The organism is Streptococcus oralis, from assembly GCF_015561235.1.
In the GTDB taxonomy this organism is placed as follows: Bacteria; Bacillota; Bacilli; order Lactobacillales; family Streptococcaceae; genus Streptococcus; species Streptococcus oralis_BK.
Genome location: NZ_JADMTC010000001.1, coordinates 236,395 through 261,938, shown reverse-complemented (window position 1 = coordinate 261,938; position 25,544 = coordinate 236,395). Strand labels below are relative to the sequence as shown.

Sequence of the window (25,544 nt, the reverse complement as noted above, 5' to 3'; positions counted from 1 at the left end):
ATACAGTTCGTTTGACTGAGTTTATTTAGTATTAATTTGGTTGAAACGAGCAAGTTTAGCTGCTTTCTTGGTTAGTTGCGACAAGATAGCCAAACGATTTTGTCGAACAGTCTGATCTTCAGCCATTACCATAGTATTTTCAAAGAAAGCATCAATAACTGGACTAAGCGCAAAGAGTTGTTCTAATTGCTGACTTGCAGCCCCTGACAAAACAAGAGATTCTACAGCTTCTGCCAAGGCTTTCTCTTCTTCATTCTCAAAGAGAGCAGGATCAACAGTATCAGTTCCTTCGGCTTTTTCAGCCAAGTTGAAAGCACGAGAGAGGGATTCGACAGATGGTTTGAAATCTTCTTTCTTGCTTGCTTCGACAAGAGCACTTGCTGCTTCTAGCATATCTGCCACAACAAAGTTTGAACTTGCAAGAACTGCTTCCTTGATATCTTTTAGAGTAGAACCCATCATCTTATCAACACGAGCCTTGATAAAGTCCATGACCTCTGCTTTATTTTCATAAGTCAAGCTGTCAAATTTCAAACTGTAAAGGCTATCAATCAACTCATCCATAGCAATGTGCCAACCAAAAGCATCCAAGATACGAACCACACCTTGCGTCGCACGACGAAGGGCATAAGGGTCATTAGAACCTGATGGAATCAAGCCTACTGAGAAGAAACTCAAAATCGTATCCAATTTGTCTGCGATGGCTAGAATGGCTCCCACCTTACTCTCTGGAAGAGCTCCTTCAGCAGCTGTCGGCATGTAGTGTTCACGAATAGCAGCCGCAACTGCTGGAGTTTCCCCAGCAAGGAGGGCATATTTCTCACCCATAATCCCTTGGAGCTCATCAAACTCACCAACCATCCCCGTCAACAAGTCAAACTTGTAAATGGCTGCTGCACGAGCAAGGTCAACTGTTTCATCCACTGACAAGCCAGCTTTTTCTGCCAAGAGAATGGCAATCTGACCAGTACGAATCATGTGTTCACGAAGAGAACCAATCTTTTCGTGGAAGGTCACATGGTTCAATTTTTCAACAAGGTCAGAAATAACCAATTTTTGGTCCTCACGCCAGAAGAATTCTCCGTCTTCCAAGCGGGCAACCAAGACTTTTTCATTTCCCTTGATAACATTTTCCAAATGCTCTGCGTTTCCGTTACGGACTGAAATGAAGTTTGGCAAGAGTTTACCGTCTTGATCACGGACAACGAAGTAGCGTTGGTGTTCCTTCATCGAAGTCACCAAGACCTCTTCTGGCACTTCAAGGTATTTGGCGTCAAAACTTCCCATGAAGGCAGTTGGGTATTCAACCAAGTTCAAGACTTCATTAAGCAAATCCGCATCAATTTCGATACCTACACCATGTTCAGCTTCGATTGATTTGATTTGGTCAACAATCATTTGCTCACGTTCACGAGGATCCGCGATTACAAACTGCTTACGAAGATCTTCTTCATAGCTCAATGCTGACTGAATCTTAGTTTCTTGTCCCAAGAAACGATGACCGCGGCTTACACGACCGCCCTTGATATCAAGGAAATCCAAGTCAAACTCTTGCTCGTCCAAGAGAACTGTCAAAGTGTGTACAGGGCGGATGTATTCAAAGGTGTTGTTAGCCCAGTGCATGCTGACAGGGAAAGTCAGTGACTTCAAGACGTCTACTACACCTGGAACAATGGCTTCAACTGCTTGACCCACTTCTTCCTTGGTAACATAGACGTATTCTTCACCCTTGATTTCACGGAATTCGATATCTTCAACTGTCAATCCTTTTCCACGGACAAATCCTTGGGCTGCTTTGGTGAAGTTTCCATCACTATCCAAAGCAATTTTCTTTGCTGGACCCTTGAAATCTTCTGTCAAATCAGACTGTTTGTCTGCAAGACCAGTCACACGAACAGCCAAACGACGGGGTGTTGAGAAGGTTTGAATGTCTTCAAAGGACAGGCGGTTTTCCTTGAGGAAGGCTGCCATTTTTTCACCTAGTTGTTTTTCACTTGGGGTTACTACGTAGGCTGGTAACTCTTCAAGACCGAGTTCTACTAATAAGTTTTTTATCATATTTTTTCTCCGAAAAGTATCTTTTTATTTTCCAGTTTGCCTTATGTGATTGGCACGCAAGCAACCGACTTCGTCGTTTCATTGCTAAAATTGGAGCCAAAAGTCTCCAATTTTGCCTAGTATCCTTAGCTTCACTAAGGATACCTTCATCACTGCGGCAACTGGCTCAGGGCTCACTCTGTTCGCCCATTTTCGTAATTTGTCACTCTCTTTATTCTGCGTCTTCTGCTAGGAGTTTAGCTCGTGTTGCTTCATCCAAAAGTGGGTAGCCTAGGCGTTTGCGTTCTGCGACAAAGGTTTTAGCTACGACACGGGCCAAGTTACGAATACGAGCGATATAGCCTGCGCGTTCGGTTACGGATACAGCACCACGCGCATCAAGTAGGTTAAAGGTGTGTGAACATTTGAGAACATAGTCATAGGCAGGGTGAACCAAACCTTCTTCCAAGGCGCGACCAGCTTCTTTTTCAAACTTATCAAAGTTTTCCAGCAACATTTCTTGGTCCGAAATTTCAAATGAATATTTTGAATGCTCGTACTCAGGCTGGATAAAGATTTCTCCATATTTTACACCATCAGCCCACTCAATATCGTAAACAGAGTCTACTTCTTGGATGTAAGAAGCCAAGCGTTCCAAACCATAAGTAACTTCCGCAGTCACAGGGCCAGTTGCCAATCCACCGACTTGTTGGAAATAAGTAAACTGAGTGATTTCCATCCCATCAAGCCAAACTTCCCAACCAAGACCAGCAGATCCAGTTGATGGATTTTCCCAGTTGTCCTCGACAAAACGAATATCGTGCTCCAAAGGATTAATTCCCAATTTTTCCAAAGATTCAAGGTAAAGTTCTTGAATATTTGATGGAGAAGGCTTCATGACCACTTGGAATTGGTGGTGTTGGTAAAGACGGTTAGGATTTTCCCCGTAGCGACCGTCGGCAGGACGACGTGATGGCTCTACATAAGCCGCATTCCATGGCTCAGGCCCAATAGCACGAAGGAAAGTGTAAGGACTCATTGTCCCTGCACCTTTTTCATTATCATAAGCCTGCATAAGCATACAACCTTGGTCATTCCAAAATTGTTGTAAAGTAAGGATGATTTCCTGGAAAGTCAATTTTTTAGACATTATTTACTCCTTTTTCTATAAAATACTTGCGACACGAGTCTGCCTCGTCGATTATACGAGGCAAGACAAGTTAGTACTGCGTCTAGCTCAGCACTCTAGTGCTGAGCGTGGGGCAATCCGACTGTAAGGAGGTCTCTGCCACTGACGCAGTGAAATGTTAATTTCTTAGACATTGTTTACTCCTTTAATTTATATTATCTTTTTAGCTTTATTCATCAAGCAACCAAGAAAAAGCTGGGTCCTGAAAAATATGACGTTTGGGAACAGTTTGTAAATTCTGATCGCATTCGTCTATTGTACCTAGTTTCAAAGCACAGACTTCTGGTATATTTTCTTGAGCAGTGAAAATTTGACTATGACAGTTCTGACAGTAATAGCGTTGTTTTCCTGGAGATGAACTATAGGTAACCAACTGTTCTTTTCCATGCAATACTAGGTTTTTACTACTAACTTTGGCATTCACTGTATAGGCAGACGCAGTTGCTTTCCGACAGAATGAGCAGTGGCAAAAAACTAATTCCGACAATTCCTCATCCAAAGTGTAGGTCACTGCTTTGCATAAACAAGATCCTTTAAGCATTATGCTCCTTTCTACTTAGGCATTAGACGAAATTCAAAAAGAACCGAATTTCAACACCCAAGCCTTGCGACTAGGGGCGTCAGAAACGCGGTTCCACCCTAATTTATTACTTCATTTTTTTTAAAAAAATACGACAGAAAGCGCCAGTTTCTTAGCTTGTTCTACTTGGCTCCCACTGTCCCAAGCTCGCTTGAAGAACGCCATAAGACTTTCTTTCCTAGCTAGTATTATAGCAGATTTTCTAGCTAGTGTAAACCAAAAATGAGTCTGAAAACAAAGTTCCAGACTCATTTATCAGTAAAGCTTCAGAAACTCCTGTTTAAGGATGTCTTCTTGCTTTTGGTTTTTTGCCATGTAGATTTCGCTTGGCATGTTTCAATGCTGTAATGGCATCTTTAACATCTTCTTGGCTCGCTCCTGGATCATTCAAGAGTTCCTGAGCTTCTTTAAAGGCTAGAAGATAAGCAGCTTTTTCTTTCTTATCTGCGTAGATAAATCTCGCATTTTTTTCTTGGAAAAGGCGCTCATCCTTGACCAGTTTCTTTAAACTAGAGAAGTCAGTAGCTTTGCCATTTAGTTTGCTTTTAGCTGTTGCTAGGGCAATGAGAGATTGGTCAATTTGATCCTGTTTGACTTTAGGATCTACAGCTAGTAAGGCAATTTCTTGGAAGGCACGATCATAAGCTCGACGTACTTTTTCCTTGGCATTAGCATATCTTCCAGTTTTAGTCGTTGCATAGTAAGCTTTCATGGCTTCTTTCAAAGCTGCAACATTCGAATCTTTTCCATCCAAAGCCTTACCAGCAGCTTCAAGACTAGCGAGAACTCCATCAATCAATTCTTGCTTCAACTTGCTTGACAAGGCTGACCGCGCAACTTGGAAAGCTTGATCATAAGCTCTCCTCTTATCTGCACTACTATTAAAGTAACGAGATGTTTCTACCAGTTCTTTTTGTTGATTTACCAAGGCAAGCAAGGCCAACTTAGACACAACAGATAGGCGCAAAGTATTATTTCTACCGGGCTGAACGAGCAAGGAAACAAGATCTTCAAGGAGTTCATATCCATTTGGCAAGGTGACTTGTACAGCATAACGACCTGTAGCAACTTTCTTACCAAAGGCGTATTGACCGTATTTTTCAGCAGGAAGAGTGATACTTGTCCCATCTTCTCCTTTCAGAACCACAGTAGTCGTCTTTGGAACTGCTTGATTGAAGGAAACAGACACAGGTGCATATTCTAGGAGATTTGCTAGGAAGGTAATGGTTTGGAAACTATTTTCTTCCGTCAAGTCAAACTCTTGGGATAAGGCACTGATAAATTTCAATTCTGTTCGGTCATAACTGAAAATTTCTGCTGTATAATGACCAAACTGTAAGAAATGAATCGCTTTTGTCTTGTCAACATCAACATATTGCCCCTTGCTATTTTTGATTCGATAGACGTAAAGGGTATCAATATCCTGGTTTGTTTTTGCATCCTTCAAGGCAATTTTCACTCGACCACTATTTTGATCGCGGACAAGTTCAGCAAGTGAGATATAGTCTACATTTCCTGCATAATCCTCTACAAGATAGTAAATATTAGCCTTGTCAACATCCTTAGGAAGTGTATAACTACCATCAGCATTTGCCTTAATCAGATGGGTGTTTTCAAGCGCACGAGTTCCAGACTGGTCTTTCCCAGTTAGAACCATGGTCCCTTTCTGGTCAAATGGTGTGATATAGAAGACTTTTTCTGAAAGGATACCACCTTGACCGACATCTTTTGGTTTGCGAGCTACGAATTCTTGGTTTCCATCTTTAAAGCGAATATAACCACTTGTGATGACAGGTTTTTGAGTATCAATTTGAATTTTGAAGGTCGTGTATTGTTCTTTGGCTCCTGGAACGTCTGGTGTGTAACTAATAACATAGTCATATAAACCATCTGCAACGGTATTGCCATCAAAATCCTGACCTCTCCAAGCAGTATTATCTAGAATATAACTCTTCAGATTTCTACTGTCACCATCAAAATAATTTTTACGAAGATCCTTTGCATCGCCCTCCCAAATAGGATGTTCATGCTTGGTATCCGTAGCCGCATAAACTGTTGCACGAAGATTTACAAGATTTCTCAAAGCAACCGTTTTGTATTCAACTAGGTCTTTGTTTCCATCATCGTTTGGAGAAATAGCAATACGGACATTCCCTTTTTCGTCCAACTGAAGAACATGCTTACCTTCAGCATTTTGTTCGATTCCAAGAACGGTAATTCGGCGTCCTTGGCGTTGACCTTTAGAAACTAGAAGGTCATTTTGCAAGGTTGCGAGATAGGTAGCATCATTAGAGTAATTAACGGCAGGATTTTCCTTGTCTACCTCTGTGTAAAATCCATTTTTCCCTTCTCGAACAAGATTGTAAATTGGTTTTTCGACAGCGGGGAGATTTTGGAATTCACCTCGGAAGCCCATAAATGCAAGACTCACAATATCTCCATCATCTGCTGGATCTACAAAGCGAACAAACCCTTCAAGGAAATAGCCATTTGGCATTTGTTTGCTGAGTTCAGCAGCAAATTTTCGAGCATCTACTTTAACAGTGACTGTTTGACTGCTGTGGGCTTTGACCGTCACTTCAGGCCAGACTGTCTCTGTTAATTTTCGAGGTCGAAGGGTGAATTTTCCATCTTGAACTTCGTCTGTATTGGTATTCACCACCATCTTGAGAGTACGGTCAGTATCTGAAATATTGTGTACAGTGACCTTGAAAGTAAATTGATCTCCAACATTTCCCAAAGTCACACTTGGATAACCATTTTCACCCGTTACATAGAGGTCTGTTGACACTGCAGCAGCTGTGTCCACAATACCAGAACCTTGCTGACGAGGAGAGGTATAAGTGCCTGTGTCCTTATTAACATGTGGTTTTGCAGTTGACATGATCAAGGCCTTGACAGTCTCTGATACTTGCTCAGGAGTCAATTCTGGATGGTGTTTTTGAAGGTATTCCTTAACCAGAACTGCAACACCCGTAACGTGAGGAGCCGCCATACTGGTTCCGCTGATACTACCATAGGTATTGTCATTAAAGGATGAATAGATATTGCCGCCAGGAGCTGTCACGTCCGGTTTCAATTGTCCATCGGTAGTCACTCCCCAACTTGAAAAGTCAGATAGCTGATTGGCTACATCAGAAGGACGATTATCCATCTTACCATTAAAAACAATCTTGTAGTTTCCTGATTTTAAGGCTTCACCATACTGTTTAGAAATAAATACAGAAGGAATTTTCTTTGCTTCATCATCAATAGACATATTGATGTTTGCACCTTCTACATTATTGTAGATCAAAGCACCAAGTGCACCGTGTTTTCGTGCATTTTTGATCTTCTCTGAAAAGTTCATGGCTCCACGCTGAATGAGGGCAAGTTTCCCAGTTAAATCCAACTTCGCAAAATCTTCTTCACGACCTAACCCTGCTTCGACGTATTCGTACTCTTTTCCTTTTTCAAAGTCCTTATCTGCTTCAGGTTGATTATAATCAAATTTTCCGTTATGAAGGCCGGCATTTCCCTCTAGACCTTTGACTTCAAAAACTGCTGTCGTCAATGTTTTGTTGTTGACAGAAGCAACTGAAATCGAATCCTCAACAGTGGATGGATTTCCAACCAAGCCATAGTCTGGGTTTTCAGCTAGTGGTTTTGAATAACCATTTCCGAATGTATTGCTATTTCCTGCTGAGATAAGAACAGAAACTCCCTTGGCACGAGCCCGTTTGATAGCATCGACAATATCAGAACCAGCATCGACCATAGAACCAGTGCTAGATCCCAAACTCATATTAATGGCATCTGCTCCTAAGGCAACTGCGTCATCAATCGCTTTTACATAAAGAGCAGAACTGGTCGTCTTTTGGCGATCTGAAAAGACACGCATAAACATGACTTGCGCTTCTGGGGCAACACCATAAACTTTTTCACCATTCGGTGCTTCTTTATCAGGGTTTCCAGTAGCAATCCCTGTTACGTGCATCCCATGAGAAGTTCTTTCTGCTTCTTTGATCTTATCTGTTCCGTCAAAGTAGTCATAGGCATAGACAACCTTATCACTATACCATTTACCGTAGTCGATTCCAGCAGCCTTTTTAGCTGCTTCGATGGCTTCCTTGTTTTTAAATTTTGCTTTTGACGGGTCTGAAATTCGAAGAACCTCATGATTCAAATCAAGCCCTGAGTCAATAATGGCAACAACGGTCCCTGTCCCCTTGTAACCAGCCTTCCAAGTTTTCGGTACTGTGATGATATCATTGCTTGAAAGACTATTGGGTTTTGCAGACTCAGCTTTTTCTTGTTCTTTTTCAGTAGTTGCTGTTTCTCCAGTAGTTTTAGGAGCTGTCGTTGCTTTAGCCTCTTTTTTCTCTATGGTAGAGGACTTCTCAGTAGCAGGCGCTGTACTGGTATCGACTGTTGTTTCTTTTTGAACGACACCTTGATCTACTTCTTTTGCAACTGCGCTATCTTTTCCTGATTCTTGGGCTTCAGCAGTTTTATCAACCGGAGCTTCTACCCTAGCATCTTGTTTACTAGCATCCTCTTTAGAAGTTTCAGCTTCTTGTTTCTTTCCAACTACTGGTGCTATCCCATTAGTATTGGTTTGGTCAGTTGAAGAGTTTGAGTGTTTATCGTCTTTTAGCTCTGTCTTAATTTCCTGAGTTTGAGCTTGATTTTCACCTGTACTCTGCTCATTGGCACTGACTTGACTTGCTCCAAAAACCAAAGCAGTCCCCAGTAAGACTGAAGCAAGACCAAATTTGTATTTCCGTAATGAAAAACGTTGTCGTCTATTCATAAATAATCTCCTTTTTCTTTAAAGTATACCTATTATAACGCAAATAATCATAAATTTTCATAAAAATCTGAATTGTCACAAAAATGTAATATTTACGTATATATTTTACTTATTGAATTTTATCATTCGTGTTATTTTCTCCATCAAACCAATATTTTCTAAATTTGTTCCTATATTTCAATCCATGAAATTATTTCATTATACAAACAATCTAGATTTTTTATACACAAAAAGACTAGGATTTAAAATTCCTAGTCTTTGTTATTTCAGTATAAATAGATTTTACAAACTAAAAATCCATCTCATCCACACGAGGTGCGCCCGAAGTCACTGAAATTGTCTTTAAGACTTCTCGCTCGTCATTGCTGAGTTCAATCCCAAAACAGTCGAGATTGCTCTGGATACGAGAGACTGTCACTGACTTAGGTAGGGGTAAAAAACTTTCTGCCAAACTCCAAGCCAAGGCAATTTGAGCCACTGATTTCCCATGCTTCGCAGCAATTTCTTGGACTTCTTTCTGTTCAAACAACTCTCCTTGGCCAAAAGGTCCCCAAGCCTCTAAGAGAATTCCTTTCTCTCTACAGTAGTCAACCACTTCCTCTTGATAAACTCCTGGTGCCAAGCGCACCTGATTGACCGCTGGAATGATTCTTGCTGTTTCAAGCAAGGTATCCAAATGATGGGGGAGGAAGTTACTAACGCCGATGGCACGGATTTTGCCTTCTTGGTAAAGATCCTCCATCGCTCTCCAGACTTCAGCATTGCGAGTTTTCCATTTGTCATTTTCTCTTAAAGGTTTTGGATTTGGCCAATGGATAAGGTACAAATCTAGATAATCCAATCCCAGTTTTTCCATTGATTCTTCAAATGCTTGGCGAGCTTCATCATAGCTGTGATTGGTATTCCAGAGTTTGGTCGTTACAAAGATTTCTTGTCTTGGAATACCGCTATCTCGAATAGCACGACCAACACTTTCCTCATTTTTATAGATAGCTGCAGTATCGATATGGCGGTAACCAGCCTTCAATGCGTCTAAAACAGCTTGGTAGGCTACTTCTCCATTTTCAGCTTTCCAGGTCCCAAATCCTAAAACTGGGATTGAAATTCCATTATTAAGGGTATAAGATTTCATCGTTTCTCCTTTCTATGTGAAGAAAATATAAAGAAACAAAATCCTGATTATCAGAACACTTGCCCCTTTAGATTTTAACAATTATTGATCACGATCGTAATAGATCTCGTGAGCTTTTAAGCGAGAATTGAGCAATTCAGGAACGGTCACAAATGTATACCCTTCACCCTTTAAATACTCAATGACACTTGGTAGAGAATTAACTGAAGGACCATGGATATCATGCATGAGAATGATAGAACCATTGCGAACCTGACGTTGAATCTCTGTCAAAATGGCTGTCTCATTTTTACTCTTCCAGTCCAAACTATCCACGTCCCACATGATGAAGCTTAAATCAAGGCCGTTTCGAATATCATCAGTGATGGCACCATAAGGTGGACGCATCAGTTTAGAGCTTGATCCTAAAACTTGAGTTAACAAATCTTCTGTATCAGTGATTTGCTTTTTAGCATCTTCGAGCGAAAGTTGTGAAAGAACGGGATGACTCCAGCTGTGGTTTCCTACAACATGACCTTCTGATTTCATTCGTTTTAGAAGATTTTCATTACCTGCAATGTTTTTACCAAGTACAAAGAAGGTTGCTTTTACACCATATTTAGCTAAAGTATCCAAAGCCTGCGTGGTTGTAGTTGGATTTGGACCATCGTCAAAGGTCAAGGCTACAACTTTTTTATTTTTCTTAGCAAAGTATGCTTGGTAAAGTTCAGCATCCTTTTCTAATAGATAAGAGGACTCCAATACATCAAAGAAACTGGATATGGGCAAAGCAATTTCCTCAACAGTCTCTCCAGCATTAGCAGGATAAAGGATGATTTGACTATCCTTATAATCAAAGCTCCAAGATGTCAATTCTTGGTCTGTGAAGCTCTTTATAACTTGATCAATTTTTGCCTGGTCAAGTTTCTTATCTTCTAGAGTTGATTTGATTTGACTCAGTAAGAGTTCCTTAGCCTTACTTGCATCTTTGAAGAGTTTGCTGAGGTCAAAATCTTTCCCATCTTCAGTCAAGAAAATTTTTCCTAAAGAAGTCTTTTCTTTTTCTTCAACCTTAGATGCAGACAAATCGTAGACTTGCTTACTGATATTACGAGCAACAACTCCCTTTAGGACGGGATCCAGCTGCTCAGTATAATAAAAGACCAAATCCTCTTTATCTTCTAGCTTTTCTTTGATATCCTGGTTGATTTTTTCTCTAATAGACGCAATGACTTCCTCTCCTTGCAGAGGGTAGTAGGCAATCACCTCAGCTTGCCCTTTTCGGAAATGGTCCTTCTGACTACCTGAGTTGAATTGCTGGTCCTTTTCGCTTTTTAACGCTTCAATTTTTTGTTCATAAGATTGCTTTTGTAGAACCTTATAGCCAATGGCACTTCCCAAAAGAATCATAGCGATTCCTAAGATCCCAACAAAGGAAAGCAATAACCTTCTCTTTTTATCGTGAGAAACACGGTTCATATTTTTTTTCATATTTCCATCATAACAAATCAAGGCTATTATTTCAATGATAAATAAGAATTCTGACTTCTTTTTAGAAAGTTCCCTAAGATTCTATAATGAAAAGTAACACGATAATCAGCAGCAAGAATCTTATTGATTAATTATCCCAATTTGTAAAATTAAGCTAGACAGAAAAAGCCATCTATGTTAGGCTCAGATAAACACCACATTTGTCTGAAAGGAACTAACATAAATGACCTATACACATCTTATCACAAACGAGCTTGTTTAACCGCAGCAAGAGGTTTACGAGAGAGTAGGTCTTTGTCCTTAGTGAAGTGTAAACGGTATTCTCCTAAGATGTCGCCATTTTCAGCTTTCGCGATAACACGAACTGGCTCACCTTCACGAACGCTTGGAACGACGGTGGCGAGACCATTGTTGCTAACACTTGCTGTTACTGCAGGAACTTTTCCATCTACAGACTCAAGATAGTAGTCTGTCAAATCAGGATTGAAGTTTGCTAAGTCTTTACCGTCAACTTGGATTCTTGTTTGTCCTTGTTTGGCTGGCGCAACTTGTTTCGCAAAAATTTGTACTTCTGTGATAGACGTTCCTTTCTTGCTATCAAGTCGAACCATACGAATGCGAACCGCATAGGTCTCAACTTTATCAAAGCTGAAATGATTCATTTCTCCAGCTTTTAATTGAGCTGGTGCTTTTAGATTGGTAACTGGTTTCCAGTTGGCTGGATCGTTAAATACATGGTCTTCATTGGCTACAAAGCTAGGATTCTTAGGAGCTGTTGGAACCGTCTTACCGACATAATACTCGATCACATAAGACTTCGGTGCACCAACTCCATGGTCTTCATGGAATCCGACACTTAGATTATCAATTGAACGTTTGCTCAAGATACCTGAATCTCCGAATAGGACACCGACTGAAGCTTCTGGATTAGTACGGTTCCAGTTTGTCCAACGATTGGCTGGTCGGTCATTAAAAGAGATCAATTTATCGTTGACGTTTGAAACAGGGTCGCTTGGATTTGAGTCTGAAGCAAAGGCAAGTGGCAATTCTGAACCGGTCCATTGGTCAGAAATATTTGCTCCCTTCTCAGTTTGAGCAGATACGCGAACATGAAGTTTAGTTGTTAATTGCGTACCTTCTAGGCGACCATTAACTGTAAAGACACCTTCCTTGGCGTATTGGTCTGGACGAATCGCATCCCAAGTAACCTTAGCTGATGAAACGTGACCATTTGAATCGTAGGTACGAACACTTTCTGGTAATTGCGGTGCTTCTGCGATTGGTGTTGTCACACTGACTTCTTCAACTGAAACGATGCCTTCTACAGATACTTTAGCACGCGCTTCAAGGTCAAGACCTTCAACTTTACCTAGGACTTCAAAGGTTTGATAGTGGTCTAGTTTTTCTTTTGGAATGGCTTGCCAAGTGACTTTGTGGGCTTTAGGGAAACCTTTGTCATACTCAACTGTTACTGTTGCTGGAAGGCTTGGTTCTTGATGTAAATCTGTGACTACATTTACTGGACGGATAGATTGCGCAACCTTCTTCTCAGTATTGGCCTGGATTGTAAGATCGATTTGACCTATAGCCCCCTCATATTCTGCTTTGAGAGTGACTGTTCCTGGCTTATGCAGCTCAAGCATTCCTTTACGAACTGCGACTTCCCCTTCACCACTTGTAGAGAAGGTCACCTTATCTGCTGGTAGAACTGCTTGTGTTCCGTCTTGATAGTGTGCAAGGACAGACAATTTCACTGTTTGGTCTTCTTTGAGAGCATCAGCTTTCTCCACTTGTAGGCTCAAATGGTCAATTTTTGGTGCTTCTTCGAGGAATTGAATTGCATACATTTGAAGAGGGCCACCATCATTTGATTGAACAAAGATGCTTGCACGCATACCGTTTGCTGCGCTTGCCTGCACAACTGTAACAGCTGCATTTTCAGCACTTGCTGCGACTTTTGGTAACTTAGCTCCATAAGCAAGAGTGCGGTACTGCATTGGTTTTTGACTAGTAAGTCCTGTGACAGCTTCATCACCAACCGTTACAGTTGGTACTGCAGGTGCTGCAGCCTCACCTTCTTCTACTACAAGGGTAGCATGAATTGGCTGACCTTCTAAATGACCGGTCGCTTGAATACGAGAACCTGGAATTGCTAACTTAGCTTTATCTTCTTCAGCAATCTCCCACTTGTCCACTTCATACTCTTCAACACTTCCATCAGTCAAAACATAGGAAACAGATTTGTCTACAGAATTCAAGTCAGTATTTGGAGCAATACGTTTCACAACTGGCAACTCAGACTTAAGCGCAATCACTTCTACACGAGCTTCTACTTCTCGTCCGTCAGCCGTGCCTTTGACCGTTACAATACCAGGCTTGCTCACATCTACTGGAGACCAGGTTACAGGACGCTCTGCACGACTACCATCACTGTATACAAATGGAACAGTGGTAGGCATTTCTGGAGCATCTCCGATAACTGTCTGTACTTTTGGTACTTCTGTACCTAAAACAGTCTTTTCTTGTCCTTCTTTCTTACCTGTAAAGACAGTGACTTGGTCCGATTTCAAGAGATCAGAGTGGGCAGTAAGGGTGAATTTACCTGCTTGTTCAGTTGATTTTACAATGGCAACCCCTTTACCGTTAAAGGCTCTGCGGATCCAAGAACCGTCTGGTTGCGCCTTGTAGCGTTCACGGCTGGCTTGTTCCCCATTATCAACACCGACCAGTTGACCTTGTCCATGCAATTGGAAACGAACCAAATTATTGGCAGTTGGTACCACATTTCCTTCACTGTCTACGATTTCGTAGTAGATGTAAGTCAAGTCTTTTCCATCTGCTGCGATTGCGTGTTCTTCCTTGACGAGGCGAACACCTGCTGGTTGGCCTGCAGTCGTAATCTTATCACGTGCAATTTCTTTTCCAGCTTCATCGCGAGCTACAGCTTCCAGAGTACCTGGTTGGTAAGCAACCTTCCACTCAAGATAGAGTTCCTTAGCATTGGCGCCTTCTTGGTAGGTACGGCCATCACTGGTTTGTTTTTTGTTAAACTTCTTAACTCCGAGAGATTGACCGTTCAAGAACAACTCTACGCTAGCAGCGTTTGAATAAGCACGAACTGGAATCTTACCTTCTGCATCTTCTACTTTAGAGGCCAAGTCTCTATTCTCCCAGTTCCAGTGAGGAAGGAGGTGAACCATTGGTTTCTTCTTAACAGAAACCCATTGGCTTTGGTAGAGGTAGAAGTCATGTTTTGGAATACCTGCTGTATCTACAATACCAAAGTAAGAGCTCTTAACTGGTGTATGGTTTTGGTTATGCCATGGTGTAGGTTCCCCGATATAGTCTGTACCTGTCCAGATAAATTGTCCAGCATAGCCAGCATTGTCTCTGTCAAAAGTCCATGAAGCGGTTGCAGTTTTACCCCAACCAACACGGTCATTTCCATAGTCAGACTGTTCATAGTTACGATAGTCTTGGTTACTGTGAACTAGTTCTCTCTCAGGGCGATAATAGCTACCACGTGTACGGGTTGCTGAAGATGTTTCTGAACCATAAATGAGCCATTTAGGGTGTTTCGCATGAAGAGTTTGATAATTTTCTTCAGAGTAATTCAATCCAACTGCATCCAGTTCATCTGCAATCTTTTCATGATCTCCAGTTCCATCTCCGAAACGGAATTTATCAGCTCCCATGGTAACATAGCGACTCTTATCAACATTCTTGATAACCTTGACTAGACGTTTTACAGTTGCTAGTGAATGGGCTTCCCCATCTGCTTCACCGATTTCGTTACCAATAGACCACATAACAACAGCAGGATTGTTTTTATCTCTTTCTACCATTGTTCGAAGATCGTAATCAGACCATTTTTCACCTTTTCTTGCTTCAGGGTGAGTAGCATCTTTTTCAAAGAAACGACCATAGTCATAAGGTTTCTTGCCGCCATACCACGTATCAAAGGCCTCTTCCTGAACCAGCAAACCAAGTTCTGCTGCGATTTGTAAGGTCTGTGGACTTGCAGGGTTATGAGTTGTACGGATGGCGTTAACACCCATCTCCTTCATTTGTTTGAGACGACGGTATTCTGCCTTATAGTTTTCTTCTGCTCCAAGCGCTCCGTGGTCATGGTGCAAGGAAACACCATGGAATTTAATGCGTTCACCATTTAAAGAGAAGCCTTCATTTGGAGTCCAGTGATAGTAACGGTAACCAAATAAATCCTTCTTAGCATCCACCAACTGACCATCACGGTAAACACGCGTAATCAATTCGTACAAGGCTGGTTTGTCATTTAAAACTGTCCAGAGTTTTGGTTGTTCCACTTCTAAAATAGCATCAAGACTTGTTGATTCATGTGCTTTCAAGGTACGACTCGCCGTACGAACCAAGCCAGTCACTGCTTGACCACCACGCTCTACGATTTGATACTCTGCCACAAGCTCATGGTCTTTATCGTCAGTATTGACGATTTTGCTGGCCACATGAGTTTCAACCTTGCCGTGTTGCTGTTCTTCAAGTTTTGGTGTCAAGATGGTTGTCCCATTTTTCTCAACATGAACCTTATCTGTCACTTGCAAGGTCACATCGCGGTAAATACCGCTACCTGAGTACCAACGGCTACTTGGTTGTTTGTTGACTGCATGGACAGCAATCACATTCTCACGACCATCTTTGTGAAGATACTTTGTGATATCGTATGAGAACTGGTTATAACCATTTGGATAATGTCCCACTAACTGGCCATTGACATAGACTTGAGAATCCATGTAGACACCATCAAAGGTCAAACGAACATTCTTCTTGAGATCTTTTTCATCAAGTTTAAAGGTCTTACGATACCAAGCTTCACCACCATTTAGCTGTCCGCCTTCGTTTTGGGCAGGTGATTGATGGTCAAAATCGTTAAAGATACTCCAGTCATGTGGTAAATCCAATTTTTGCCATGTTGATACATCTGCATCTGGTTTGATAGCATCTTTAGCATTGACATTGAGCTTAAAATGCCAGTTTTGGTTGAATTCTCTTACTCGATTATCAATCAATATATACGCCATCCTTGCTTTTTATTTTCATGAGTCATCATCTTCATTCATATTTTATACAATTCCAATAGATACATCAATAGTTTATCGAAAAAAGCATACATCAGACTATGATTACTAAAATTAGTAGAAAATTATGGATACAAAAAACTGTATTGAGGTATTCTATGACAGAATTGCTAAATCATAAACAAAATAAAAGGGCGCTCCTTTACAGAAACAACCTTCTAAATTATTTTTCACTGATATGGCATAATACCCAAATGAACCATGCTAGTCTAGCATATAAACTACAAATCCATCTGGCAAGATGACTTGCTGACCATCTTCAAACTGGCAATGACTCGCTAAATCAACTGAATCTCTGCCTAAGATAACATTCTCCTTAGACTGATTAAAGATAGCCTGAACTTCTTTTCCTTGGTAGTTCCACTTCAAGGATAGGATATCTGGTTTCAATTCTTCCAAACTATATGTACCATGCTGGATAATACTTGCCACTTTCTTACGGACTTGAATCAACTCTTTCATAAAATTCAGCATATCATTGTCTTCAGAAACACGGTCCCAAGGCATGACACGACGGCAGTCGGGATCTGGTCCACCTATTAATGCAAGCTCTGTTCCGTAATAGATACAAGGAGTCCCTTTTTGAAGGTAGAGGAAGGTTAAAGCAGCCTTGACATGTTGCACATTGCCTTTGGCAGTTGTGAGGATACGCTCTGTATCGTGAGAATCCAGAAGGTTAAACATCACTTCTGAGATTTGTTGCTTGTAGTACATTGACTGGCTATTGATTTCTGAAATAAACTGCTCTGTCTTTTTATGCTGACGCAAGAAATAATCCTTGATACTTTCAGAGAGCGGGTAGTTCATGACAGCATGGAACTCATCTCCTTTTAGCCAAGGCTGAGACGTATGCCAGATTTCACCTAAAATATACAAATCAGGCTTTTTAGCGAGAACTACCTTTCTAAAATCTTTCCAGAACTGATGGTCAATTTCATTGGCAACGTCCAAGCGCCAAGCATCGATATCAAAATTCTCAATCCAGTAAGTTGCAACAGTGAGAAGATAGTCTTTGACTTCAGGATTTGCTGTATTTAACTTAGGCATATAGCTAGCAAAGGCAAAGGTATGATAAGGGAGTTCTCTTGGATTCTGAAGTTTATCCTCTGTAATTGGAAACTCTTGAATATGGAACCAATCTTTATAAGGGGAATTTTCTCCATTTTTTAGAACATCCTGCCATTGGGCAGACTGGTAGCCGATATGATTGAAAACAGCATCTAGCATAATCTTAATGCCACGTTTATGAGCTTCCTCGACTAAATTAGCAAAGACTTCCTTGTCTCCAAAGTGACGGTCAATTTCAAAATAATCCGTCGTATCGTACTTATGATTGGTTGTAGCTTCAAAAATCGGACATAGATAAAGTCCAGTGATTCCCAAATCTTTTAGATAGTCTAGATGGTCGATAATCCCTTGTAAATCTCCACCAAAAAAGTCATCCCTATTAGGTGCAATGGCAGCATCCCACTCTCGAGCTCCATCTGGAGTCAAATTAGGATTTCCATTAGCAAATCGTTCTGGGAAAATCTGGTACCAAACGGTATTTGAAACCCAGCTAGGAACCTGACATCCGTCGATTTCATGAATATAGGGAAGCTTAAAGCCATTTCCTTCCGCATCCAAGTTTTCTGAGTATGTTCCACACAACCCTTATCACCGTAGAAAATACCCTGACCTTCCTCATCAAGGAGTTCAAAGAGATACTGAATCCGTGCAAAATCAACAGAGACCGTAACCTGCCAATAATCAAATAGGGCATCTGAGGTTACTTTGGTCATTTCTTTCTTAGCTTCATACTTATCCTCGATGAAGATAAAGGGATCTCCATAATGCAAGATAACCTGCTGGACATCATTTTTCTTGGTTCTGATTTGGATATGTAGCTGACCTTCTTTGTAAAGATAAGCATACTCTGATTCTGGTCTATGATAAATGGCTGTTAATTCCATCATTTGTCTCCTAAAATCAATAAAACGCAAACGTTTTCATAATCGCTAGTTCTAGTATACTATTTTAGCTGTTTATTTGCAAATTTTATACTAGTTTTACGATAGAGATATAAGATGGACAAGGGTAAAATTGAGTAGACTCTTTTTGAGCTTTAAAAAGAGAGTTTCCATGAACTGGAAAACTCTCTCATCATTACGGAGCAGATGATTAAAATAAATGCTATCTGATATCTTTAATCGTCTAAAACGAAAATTTCTTCAACATGTAGTCGTAGCAACCTTGCAATCTTCATTGCTAGTTCAAGTGTAGGATTGTACTTGTCATTCTCAATTGCAATAATGGTTTGTCGACTAACGCCTAATATTTTTGCCATATCTTCCTGACGTAGTCCTTCAGACTTTCTTAACTGTTTGATATTATTTTTCATACAGCATTAGTCTTTCTGAAAACAATAAATGCCAATCGCTAAAACTACGATAATGATAACAACCATCAAAATTACTCCTTGAACAAGTTTATTTGGTTCTTTAAAATCTTCATCACCGTCAATCATTTTCTGTTTTATGGCAGTTTGTGCATATCCTTGAACAGAAATAGATAAACATAAAATCAGACATGGTAACATTTCAAGTTCAATGCCTTTTGTAATAGATTGATAGATATTAAATACTGTCCATCCACATAAGCCAAATAGAGCCGTTTTATATCCCCACTCCTCAGAACGTAGCTGAATCGCTCTGTCCATTTCATCCATTTTTCTCATGGCCCTGTTCCTCCAATCTGTCAAAATAATGTTAAGAGCCCTTTACATTTTTTATTATACTCTAAATCGCTAAAATGTCAAGATGTTTTAACATTTTTTGGTTTTTTATTTTCTTTATCTATTCTAAGAATATTACTAACTCAGCCTAACAACCTAATCAATCTGACAAAGGGCAAGTTCTTTTAATCCTCTGTCGTAAAGGAAGGTTAAACAAAAGTTGTCTGTCATATTTTGGATTTTGTGTTTACTCATTCCTCTAGGCAAGGCTATATCGCACCATTCTCTCGTTGCCAGAGAAAATAGCTTTTGCTTGCCCTTCCAATCATCATTCTTAAATAGGGGGCTCAGGATAAGATAAGGCGAATCTGTAAAGAGTCCATTGACACCAGCTTTTTTACCTGAAGCCTTTAAATGTTCAGATTCTAATAACTTTTCGATAATACGACCATCACTAGAGATTTTAACAAGAGCATAATAGTCCATGCCCCATTTATTGACAGAGGTTTGACTTTCTCCAGAGCTAAAGGCATAGAGCTCTTGCTTCCAACATTTCATACTATCAATTTTAGGACAAGCACTTGAGTTCGTGTTATGGTGGTTTAAATCCTTTTTATCGATATGCGCATAAGTGGTCCACTTAGCCTGCTTTTTCTCTCGATCAAACTCTAAAATGGCAAAGTTTCTTGCTTGATTTGTATAAACTTGATCTTCAAAACACACGGGTATCTGGTCGCTATCTGATACGATTTGAAAATGTCTCTCTTGAGCCCTTTTAGGAAGTATACTTTGCGGATCCTTTAGGGCAATGATTTCTGGATTAGAAAAATCACCAGTATAATAGACCATTTCCTTGCCAGCCTTGATGATGCCAATATTTTGTCCATCTGTAAAGAGTAGAGGCTCTTCCTCCCAAACATGGTCACAATACCAAGCATCTATCTCCTTCACACCCAAAGGTGATACTTCAAGCAGACAGTAGAGATTGAAAGCTTCCTTCTCACTGGTCAAGACAAAGGCTCTACCATCATGTAACATGACAGAATTGAAAACACTATTGTAGTCCTTGTCTAGTTCCCATTTATTCAATAGACTTAACTTTAACTTCCCCATTTTCTCTCTCCTAATCCATCACCACTCGTTGATGGCAAATAGAATGGCTGATCTAATATTTCTTAGCAATTGATCTGAAAGTTCATCGTATACTTGACCCAGTCCCTTATCTTGTGCCAGCCATCTAGGTTCATCATTCCAGGAGCCCATTCCTCCAAAAACATCCGCTGAGCTTGCAGCTCTAAATATGCTTAGATGTTGCAGTGGAATTTGAGGTTCTGCCAGCCCTTTACCAGATTCTGGGTCTAGCAAAAAGTTTCTAGCAGATTGAAAGACTTTGGCAAAGTTGTCACATTCAATTTTAATTGCTAGATTTTCTATACGAGTCAATATGTCCTTAAATTCTTCGATATTATTTTCATAGTGGGGAATGTCTTGAGAAGACCTTTCCCATTCATACTCGGTGTAGGTAACATCCCAGCCTCTGCCTGGGGAAGCAGATTTCCAATTTGGTAGGAAATAACTTGCCTTCCCATCTTTATCAAAACAGAGAATTGAACTCTGTGTTGTATTGGAGAAGCCTAAAATACCTCTGTCTTCAACTGAAATAGGACAAAATAATTGTAAGTCCTTCAAACCTTTTTCCTTAAGATTTTCAAACCAATCAGATACAGAAAGTTCTGTAGCTTCCCCATTTTTTGACGGCAAAATTTGAAAGCAAATCTTATTGATATATTGGTCAGGATGATACAAGATTGCCTGATCAGTTTTTAAAGCCTTCCTAGCTGCTGCCACGATACAGGCTATTTGGTACATTTGTCCGTTCATATGATCTCATCCATTATCCCTTCAATCAGATTTGTAAGGCTTTCAGCCGCATAGATCACCTGGTCAGGATCATGGATGTAGCAAATAACCTGACCTTCCTGAGCCTCCTGGTCTGGATCAAAATCCAGCATAAGATAACAAGAGTCACAATACTGAGCAAAAGGAAGCCATTTTTTATTAAAAAGATAGGGCTTAATTCTACTATCATGCATGTTTTCTAGGTCTTGACTAGAAAAATAGTCGGGAAATTCGGTTAACAGAGCATCTCTATTTTGAAAGTACTTTTTACAAGTCTCAATTTCCTGTAGACTCATGAGAGAAAAAGTAAAATCTCTCTGGTCAATTACACAAGGTAAAATAGAGAGGTATTTACTCCCATTTTTATAGCTATAAAGCTCTTTGAAGTCACTAGGTAGACGAATGCCAAATATTTCCTCAAAGGCTTGAAGCTCTTCCTCAGAAGCACCAGAAATGCCCTGATAATCTTCCAGATATCCTTCCTCTACAGGATCATCCAAATCCCAGTCTTCAAAACACTCACAAATATAAGTTTCTATTTTTTTAACTTGGTCAATTAGTTGCATCATTTCACCATGATTTCTTTATTTTATCTGTCTTCCAATGCTTTTTACCGCTTATAACTTGTTTTTTCTAGGAGAAGGGGCTCAGGATTTTGCTTAATCCAAGCAATAGCTAGCTGACACAGGCGGTCTAGGCGAGGCTCGTCATCAAAATCTTTCCCATGAACTTGAGCAATAAGCTCTTTAGTCTCTTCTAATTCTTGATCTGAAAGGGGGATTCCTAGAGACAAGTATTGAGGGAGAGCTTGAAGCATTTTTCTATAGTCCCTGTCCCAGTTGACCCCACCATTGCGATCCAGTTCATCTCGAACTCGACCTGGTATACGAATAACTTCTCCCTGAACAGTTTTGGCTGCTCCACTTGAAGGAATCAAGAAAGACCATAGTTCCTCATATTGCTCCTCCCAGCTACCTTCTTTTACGAGAATCGGAGAAACTCCATCGTGGGTTATTCGTTTGGCTACCGGCTTGACATCAAACAAAGCATAAAGTTTTTCTAGACCCTGATCTGCTGCTTCTAGATAGTCGGGATTGATTCCTTCTCTATGAAATTCAAAATCTTTACCGATATTTTCGACCTTTTCTTTCATAGCAGATGTTTTCTTAGCACCTGCATCCAACAGCATAGAGGCAATTTCAGCTGTTTGGGCAATATAGATTCCCCGACAGACAGTGAGAACGGAGTCTAGTGGAGTCTGTCCCCTATCATTTTTAGGGTTAACATTTGCTCCCTTTTCTATGAGAAGTGCAACGGTCTTAGGATGAAAAAACTCAGCTGCCATATGCAGAGGTGTATTTCCATAAGTATTGCTTTTTTCAATATCTGCCCCCAATTCGAGCAAGAGTTTTACAGTCTCTCTTCCCATGGTTGCCTGACGGTACAAAGGTGTTGCTCCATAATAATCAGGGATATTGATATCCAAGCCCTTTTCCACCAGCCAGATAACCAATTCATCCGGGACTCCTCCCATATGTAGAGGTGTACTTAAGCTATATCTCCCATCATGAGCGGTTAATTCACAACGATCATAGACTGCTTTAAGGGCTTCAATATTTCCTTCATCCATTAAATCCTTAAACTCTTTTGGTAATGTAACTCTTTTCTTTGCCATTTTTAGTTCCTTTCTTCTGATTTAGCATCTAGGACAAGCCAATGAAGATTGTCAACCGTTTTCAAAGTCAGGACTTGTCCATCATAATCATTTTTCAACTCAAGACCATTTTGCTCAATAGATATATGATTGTACAAGTGGTCTAGGCTGGCGTATTCCCCCGTATGAATGTTGATGAGTATACTCGTTATGGGATTCCAAGTCCCTTTCTTAACAGTTTCAGCCAGTAGATAGTAAGCGTCTAAAAAAATGAGATTTCTCCCATAGGTCCAAAAGGGCAGATCAAGCCCTAACAAAGGCAACTTGGCAGAAAAAATATCATCACCGTGTGGTGGCACGGTTTCATAATGAAATTCTATCTCACTGCCATAATAGGCAATCAGGGCTCCCTGACTTCCGATATTTTGAGGAATTCCTTCCTCAGCTACTAGAAATTCCATGACCTTCTCCTTCTATTTTCAATCATAAAATCCAACCAGACTCTGCCAGAATATCAAACTGGACTCATGACCTATTCTAGTCATCAAGTGGGTGAAGTCACTCTCACAACCCTTCCAAACTGCAAATTGGGCCGTTCCCATGGCTCTAACAAATGCTAGAAAATCTGGTGCCAGCCATATTTTTTCATCATAGGTTATCCCTGCATCAATAGCATAGACCGCCCCAGATTGACAATCCAACAAAATAGTGTAGGGATCTCCATTTGCAATGATGATCAAGCCGCTTTCTTGTAGAGTCGAGTAATCGTGGTATTCCAAATTTCGATTGATCAGCCAAGTAAGACTAGCACCGTCCCCATATCCAAACTGGTAACTTAAAAAACCGATCTGCCCCCAGTTATAGGCCAGAATATATTTCCTAAAAATCGGATCCAAATCTTTGGATTTGCAGTTGTTTTTTCAAACGATCCAGTTCAGACACGGGCACTTCAGTTTGGTTCAGGATAATTCCATCTCTTATCTCAGGGTCAAGCCCTTGTGTTTCTTCTTCAAGAATGGAAATGATTTGGTCAATTGTCAATAATTCCATTGTCAACCTCCGACTATAAATAGTCCATTTTCTAGACAAATTAGCTAGTTTAAGTCTTCTTTTTTCTGATGAACTTTCTTATCTCTATTATACCTCAAAGCTATCTAATAGGGATAAACTACCAATATTTTCAGGGATTATTTTTGATGAACAACTTCTCCTAATTAAAGCAAAAAGCCATTCCTCAAGGGAACAGCTTTTTCACTTATAATTAAAAGTCTCCCCTGCCAACTTATCGGCTAGCTTGGGAAAGAGAGTATAAAATATGTGAGCTAAATTGAGCAAAAAAGGAAGATTGAGTTCTCGTTTATTTTTTCCTATACTTTTGACAATCTTTTTAGCAACCGCATCTGGTTCTAAGAGAAATCGGTCAACAGACTTGAGGTAGCTTCCATCTGGGTCTGCCTGGTCAAAAAAACCTGTACGGATAGGACCTGGATTAACAGTCGTCACATAGATACCATAGGGCATGAGTTCAAGGCGTAGAGCGTTGGAAAAACCAATAGCCGCAAACTTGGTCGCTGAGTAGAGACTGGATTTCCCTGTAGCTATCAAGCCTGCCATGCTGACGATATTGATGATATGACCTTTTCGGCTTTCCTTCATTCGACACCCAATGCGACGAGACAGATTCATCAGGGCAAAGGTATTGACCTCAAACATCTGGTGAATGTCCTTGTCAGAGATCCGGTCGAAATCTTCAAATATTCCATATCCAGCGTTGTTGATCAAAACATCAATCTTGCCATAGCGGAGATAGAGGTCGGTTACTAAAGTTTCTAGGGCTTGGTCATCAGTAATATCAATCTCAACTAATTCTGTGTGAGAATGATTTCCGTAGAGCTGAGCTAATTTTTCCTTATTTCTACCAAGTAGAATCAGTTGGTTATCTTGCAAGAGTTTGACCATTTCTTGGGCTAAGCCACCACTAGCACCTGTAATGAGAATCGTTCGCATGTTTCTTCCTTTCTGTGGCACTTAAATTTCCACTTCTTCCAAGTCTTTAACAACATGCACATTTTCAAAAATGCTGGCCGCATCTTTCTTGAGCTGACTAATATCTTTTGAGAGAAAGCGAGCGCTGATATGGTTGAGCAAGAGGCGTTTGGCTCCCGCTTCTGCTGCAACCTGAGCAGCCTGCATATTCGTAGAATGACCATGGTTACGAGCAATTTTTTCATCACCCTTGCCATAAGTGGACTCATGGACAAGGACATCAGCATTGACAGCAAGACGCACACTGGCGTTGGTTTTTCGAGTATCACCCAAGATAGTGATAATCTTACCAGGACGAGGAGCTGAGATATAGTCAGCTGCCTTGATTTCAGTCCCATCTTCTAGAACAACATCCTGACCGTTTTTGATTTTTCCAAAAAGTGGGCCAAATGGAACACCAGCAGCCTTAAGTTTTTCAGCATTCAAGGTACCTTCAAGATCCTTTTGCATGACACGATAACCAACACAGAAAATAGTGTGGTCCAGTTCCTCTGCATACACAGTGAATTTATCGGTTTCAAGGATTTTCCCAAGAGAATTTTGGTCAAACTCATGGAAATGAATGCGGTAAGGCAGACGAGAACCGGACACACGAAGGCTAGTTAAGACAAATGACTTGATCCCTTGAGGTCCATAGATTTCCAAATCTGTCTGCTCCTCATTTGCCTGAAAAGCACGGCTAGAGAGAAATCCTGGCAATCCAAAAATATGGTCTCCATGCAAGTGAGTGATAAAGATTTTGCTTACCTTGCGTGGTCGAATTGTGGTTTCCAGAATACGATTTTGCGTTCCTTCTCCACAGTCAAAGAGCCAGACTTCGTTAATCTCATCCAAGAGTTTCAGGGCGAGGCTTGAAACGTTGCGGGCTTTAGAGGGCTGACCAGCCCCCGTTCCTAAAAATTGAATATCCATTTGATA

General features: G+C 40.6%; 17 protein-coding genes and 2 pseudogenes. All 19 read right to left on the bottom strand.

What is annotated here, in order from left to right; genetic code table 11:
• Positions 1 to 21 precede the first annotated feature (21 nt).
• Entirely contained in the window at positions 22 to 2,058 is a 2,037-nt protein-coding gene (gene glyS, locus I2H52_RS01365; protein ID WP_049550338.1) for a glycine--tRNA ligase subunit beta, read from the bottom strand.
• A 211-nt stretch (positions 2,059 to 2,269) separates the two neighbouring features.
• The gene (glyQ, locus tag I2H52_RS01360) at positions 2,270 to 3,187 is read right to left on the bottom strand and encodes a glycine--tRNA ligase subunit alpha (RefSeq protein ID WP_000038733.1); all 918 of its coding nucleotides are present in this window, start codon (positions 3,185 to 3,187) and stop codon (positions 2,270 to 2,272) included.
• A gap of 208 nt (positions 3,188 to 3,395) precedes the next feature.
• Positions 3,396 to 3,767: a GFA family protein gene (locus I2H52_RS01355; RefSeq protein ID WP_000912017.1), complete on the bottom strand. Its 372-nt coding sequence runs from the start codon at positions 3,765 to 3,767 to the stop codon at positions 3,396 to 3,398.
• 319 nt (positions 3,768 to 4,086) lie between these two features.
• Positions 4,087 to 8,598, bottom strand: coding sequence for a S8 family serine peptidase (locus I2H52_RS01350; RefSeq protein WP_195593810.1), 4,512 nt, complete (start codon positions 8,596 to 8,598; stop codon positions 4,087 to 4,089).
• Between the two features lie 289 nt (positions 8,599 to 8,887).
• Entirely contained in the window at positions 8,888 to 9,730 is an 843-nt protein-coding gene (locus I2H52_RS01345) for an aldo/keto reductase (RefSeq protein ID WP_049550336.1), read from the bottom strand.
• Between the two features lie 81 nt (positions 9,731 to 9,811).
• Positions 9,812 to 11,200: a peptidoglycan-N-acetylglucosamine deacetylase PgdA gene (pgdA, locus tag I2H52_RS01340; RefSeq protein ID WP_195593806.1), complete on the bottom strand. Its 1,389-nt coding sequence runs from the start codon at positions 11,198 to 11,200 to the stop codon at positions 9,812 to 9,814.
• A gap of 245 nt (positions 11,201 to 11,445) precedes the next feature.
• Positions 11,446 to 16,245: pseudogene (locus I2H52_RS01335) on the bottom strand (Ig-like domain-containing protein); the annotation flags it as partial.
• 273 nt (positions 16,246 to 16,518) lie between these two features.
• Positions 16,519 to 18,266, bottom strand: a pseudogene (locus I2H52_RS01330) (glycoside hydrolase family 13 protein).
• Between the two features lie 233 nt (positions 18,267 to 18,499).
• Entirely contained in the window at positions 18,500 to 18,694 is a 195-nt protein-coding gene (locus tag I2H52_RS01325) for a helix-turn-helix transcriptional regulator (protein WP_007521416.1), read from the bottom strand.
• 6 nt (positions 18,695 to 18,700) lie between these two features.
• On the bottom strand, positions 18,701 to 19,030 hold the full coding sequence (locus I2H52_RS01320) for a hypothetical protein (protein ID WP_007521414.1): 330 nt from the start codon (positions 19,028 to 19,030) through the stop codon (positions 18,701 to 18,703).
• A 153-nt stretch (positions 19,031 to 19,183) separates the two neighbouring features.
• Positions 19,184 to 20,140, bottom strand: a complete 957-nt coding sequence (locus tag I2H52_RS01315; protein ID WP_045616877.1) for a hypothetical protein — start codon at positions 20,138 to 20,140, stop codon at positions 19,184 to 19,186.
• Between the two features lie 18 nt (positions 20,141 to 20,158).
• A complete protein-coding gene (locus I2H52_RS01310; protein WP_045616876.1) occupies positions 20,159 to 20,908 on the bottom strand; it encodes a hypothetical protein in 750 nt (249 codons plus the stop codon).
• On the bottom strand, positions 20,905 to 21,492 hold the full coding sequence (locus I2H52_RS01305) for an SMI1/KNR4 family protein (RefSeq protein ID WP_001175979.1): 588 nt from the start codon (positions 21,490 to 21,492) through the stop codon (positions 20,905 to 20,907). The genes I2H52_RS01310 and I2H52_RS01305 overlap by 4 nt, the downstream gene beginning before the upstream one ends.
• Before the next feature lie 44 nt (positions 21,493 to 21,536).
• Positions 21,537 to 22,601, bottom strand: coding sequence for an ankyrin repeat domain-containing protein (locus tag I2H52_RS01300; protein WP_045616875.1), 1,065 nt, complete (start codon positions 22,599 to 22,601; stop codon positions 21,537 to 21,539).
• A gap of 2 nt (positions 22,602 to 22,603) precedes the next feature.
• Positions 22,604 to 23,041 carry a hypothetical protein gene (locus tag I2H52_RS01295; RefSeq protein WP_045616874.1) on the bottom strand — a complete coding sequence of 146 codons (438 nt, stop codon included), beginning with the start codon at positions 23,039 to 23,041 and terminating at the stop codon, positions 22,604 to 22,606.
• An 18-nt stretch (positions 23,042 to 23,059) separates the two neighbouring features.
• A complete protein-coding gene (locus I2H52_RS01290) occupies positions 23,060 to 23,476 on the bottom strand; it encodes an SMI1/KNR4 family protein (RefSeq protein WP_229104469.1) in 417 nt (138 codons plus the stop codon).
• Positions 23,460 to 23,630 (bottom strand): hypothetical protein, encoded by a 171-nt coding sequence (locus I2H52_RS09670; protein ID WP_196755822.1) that lies wholly within the window; start codon positions 23,628 to 23,630, stop codon positions 23,460 to 23,462. The genes I2H52_RS01290 and I2H52_RS09670 overlap by 17 nt, the downstream gene beginning before the upstream one ends.
• 201 nt (positions 23,631 to 23,831) lie before the next feature.
• The gene (locus I2H52_RS01285; RefSeq protein WP_045616873.1) at positions 23,832 to 24,587 is read right to left on the bottom strand and encodes an SDR family NAD(P)-dependent oxidoreductase; all 756 of its coding nucleotides are present in this window, start codon (positions 24,585 to 24,587) and stop codon (positions 23,832 to 23,834) included.
• A gap of 21 nt (positions 24,588 to 24,608) precedes the next feature.
• The gene (rnz, locus tag I2H52_RS01280) at positions 24,609 to 25,538 is read right to left on the bottom strand and encodes a ribonuclease Z (protein ID WP_045616872.1); all 930 of its coding nucleotides are present in this window, start codon (positions 25,536 to 25,538) and stop codon (positions 24,609 to 24,611) included.
• Between the last annotated feature and the right edge of the window lie 6 nt (positions 25,539 to 25,544).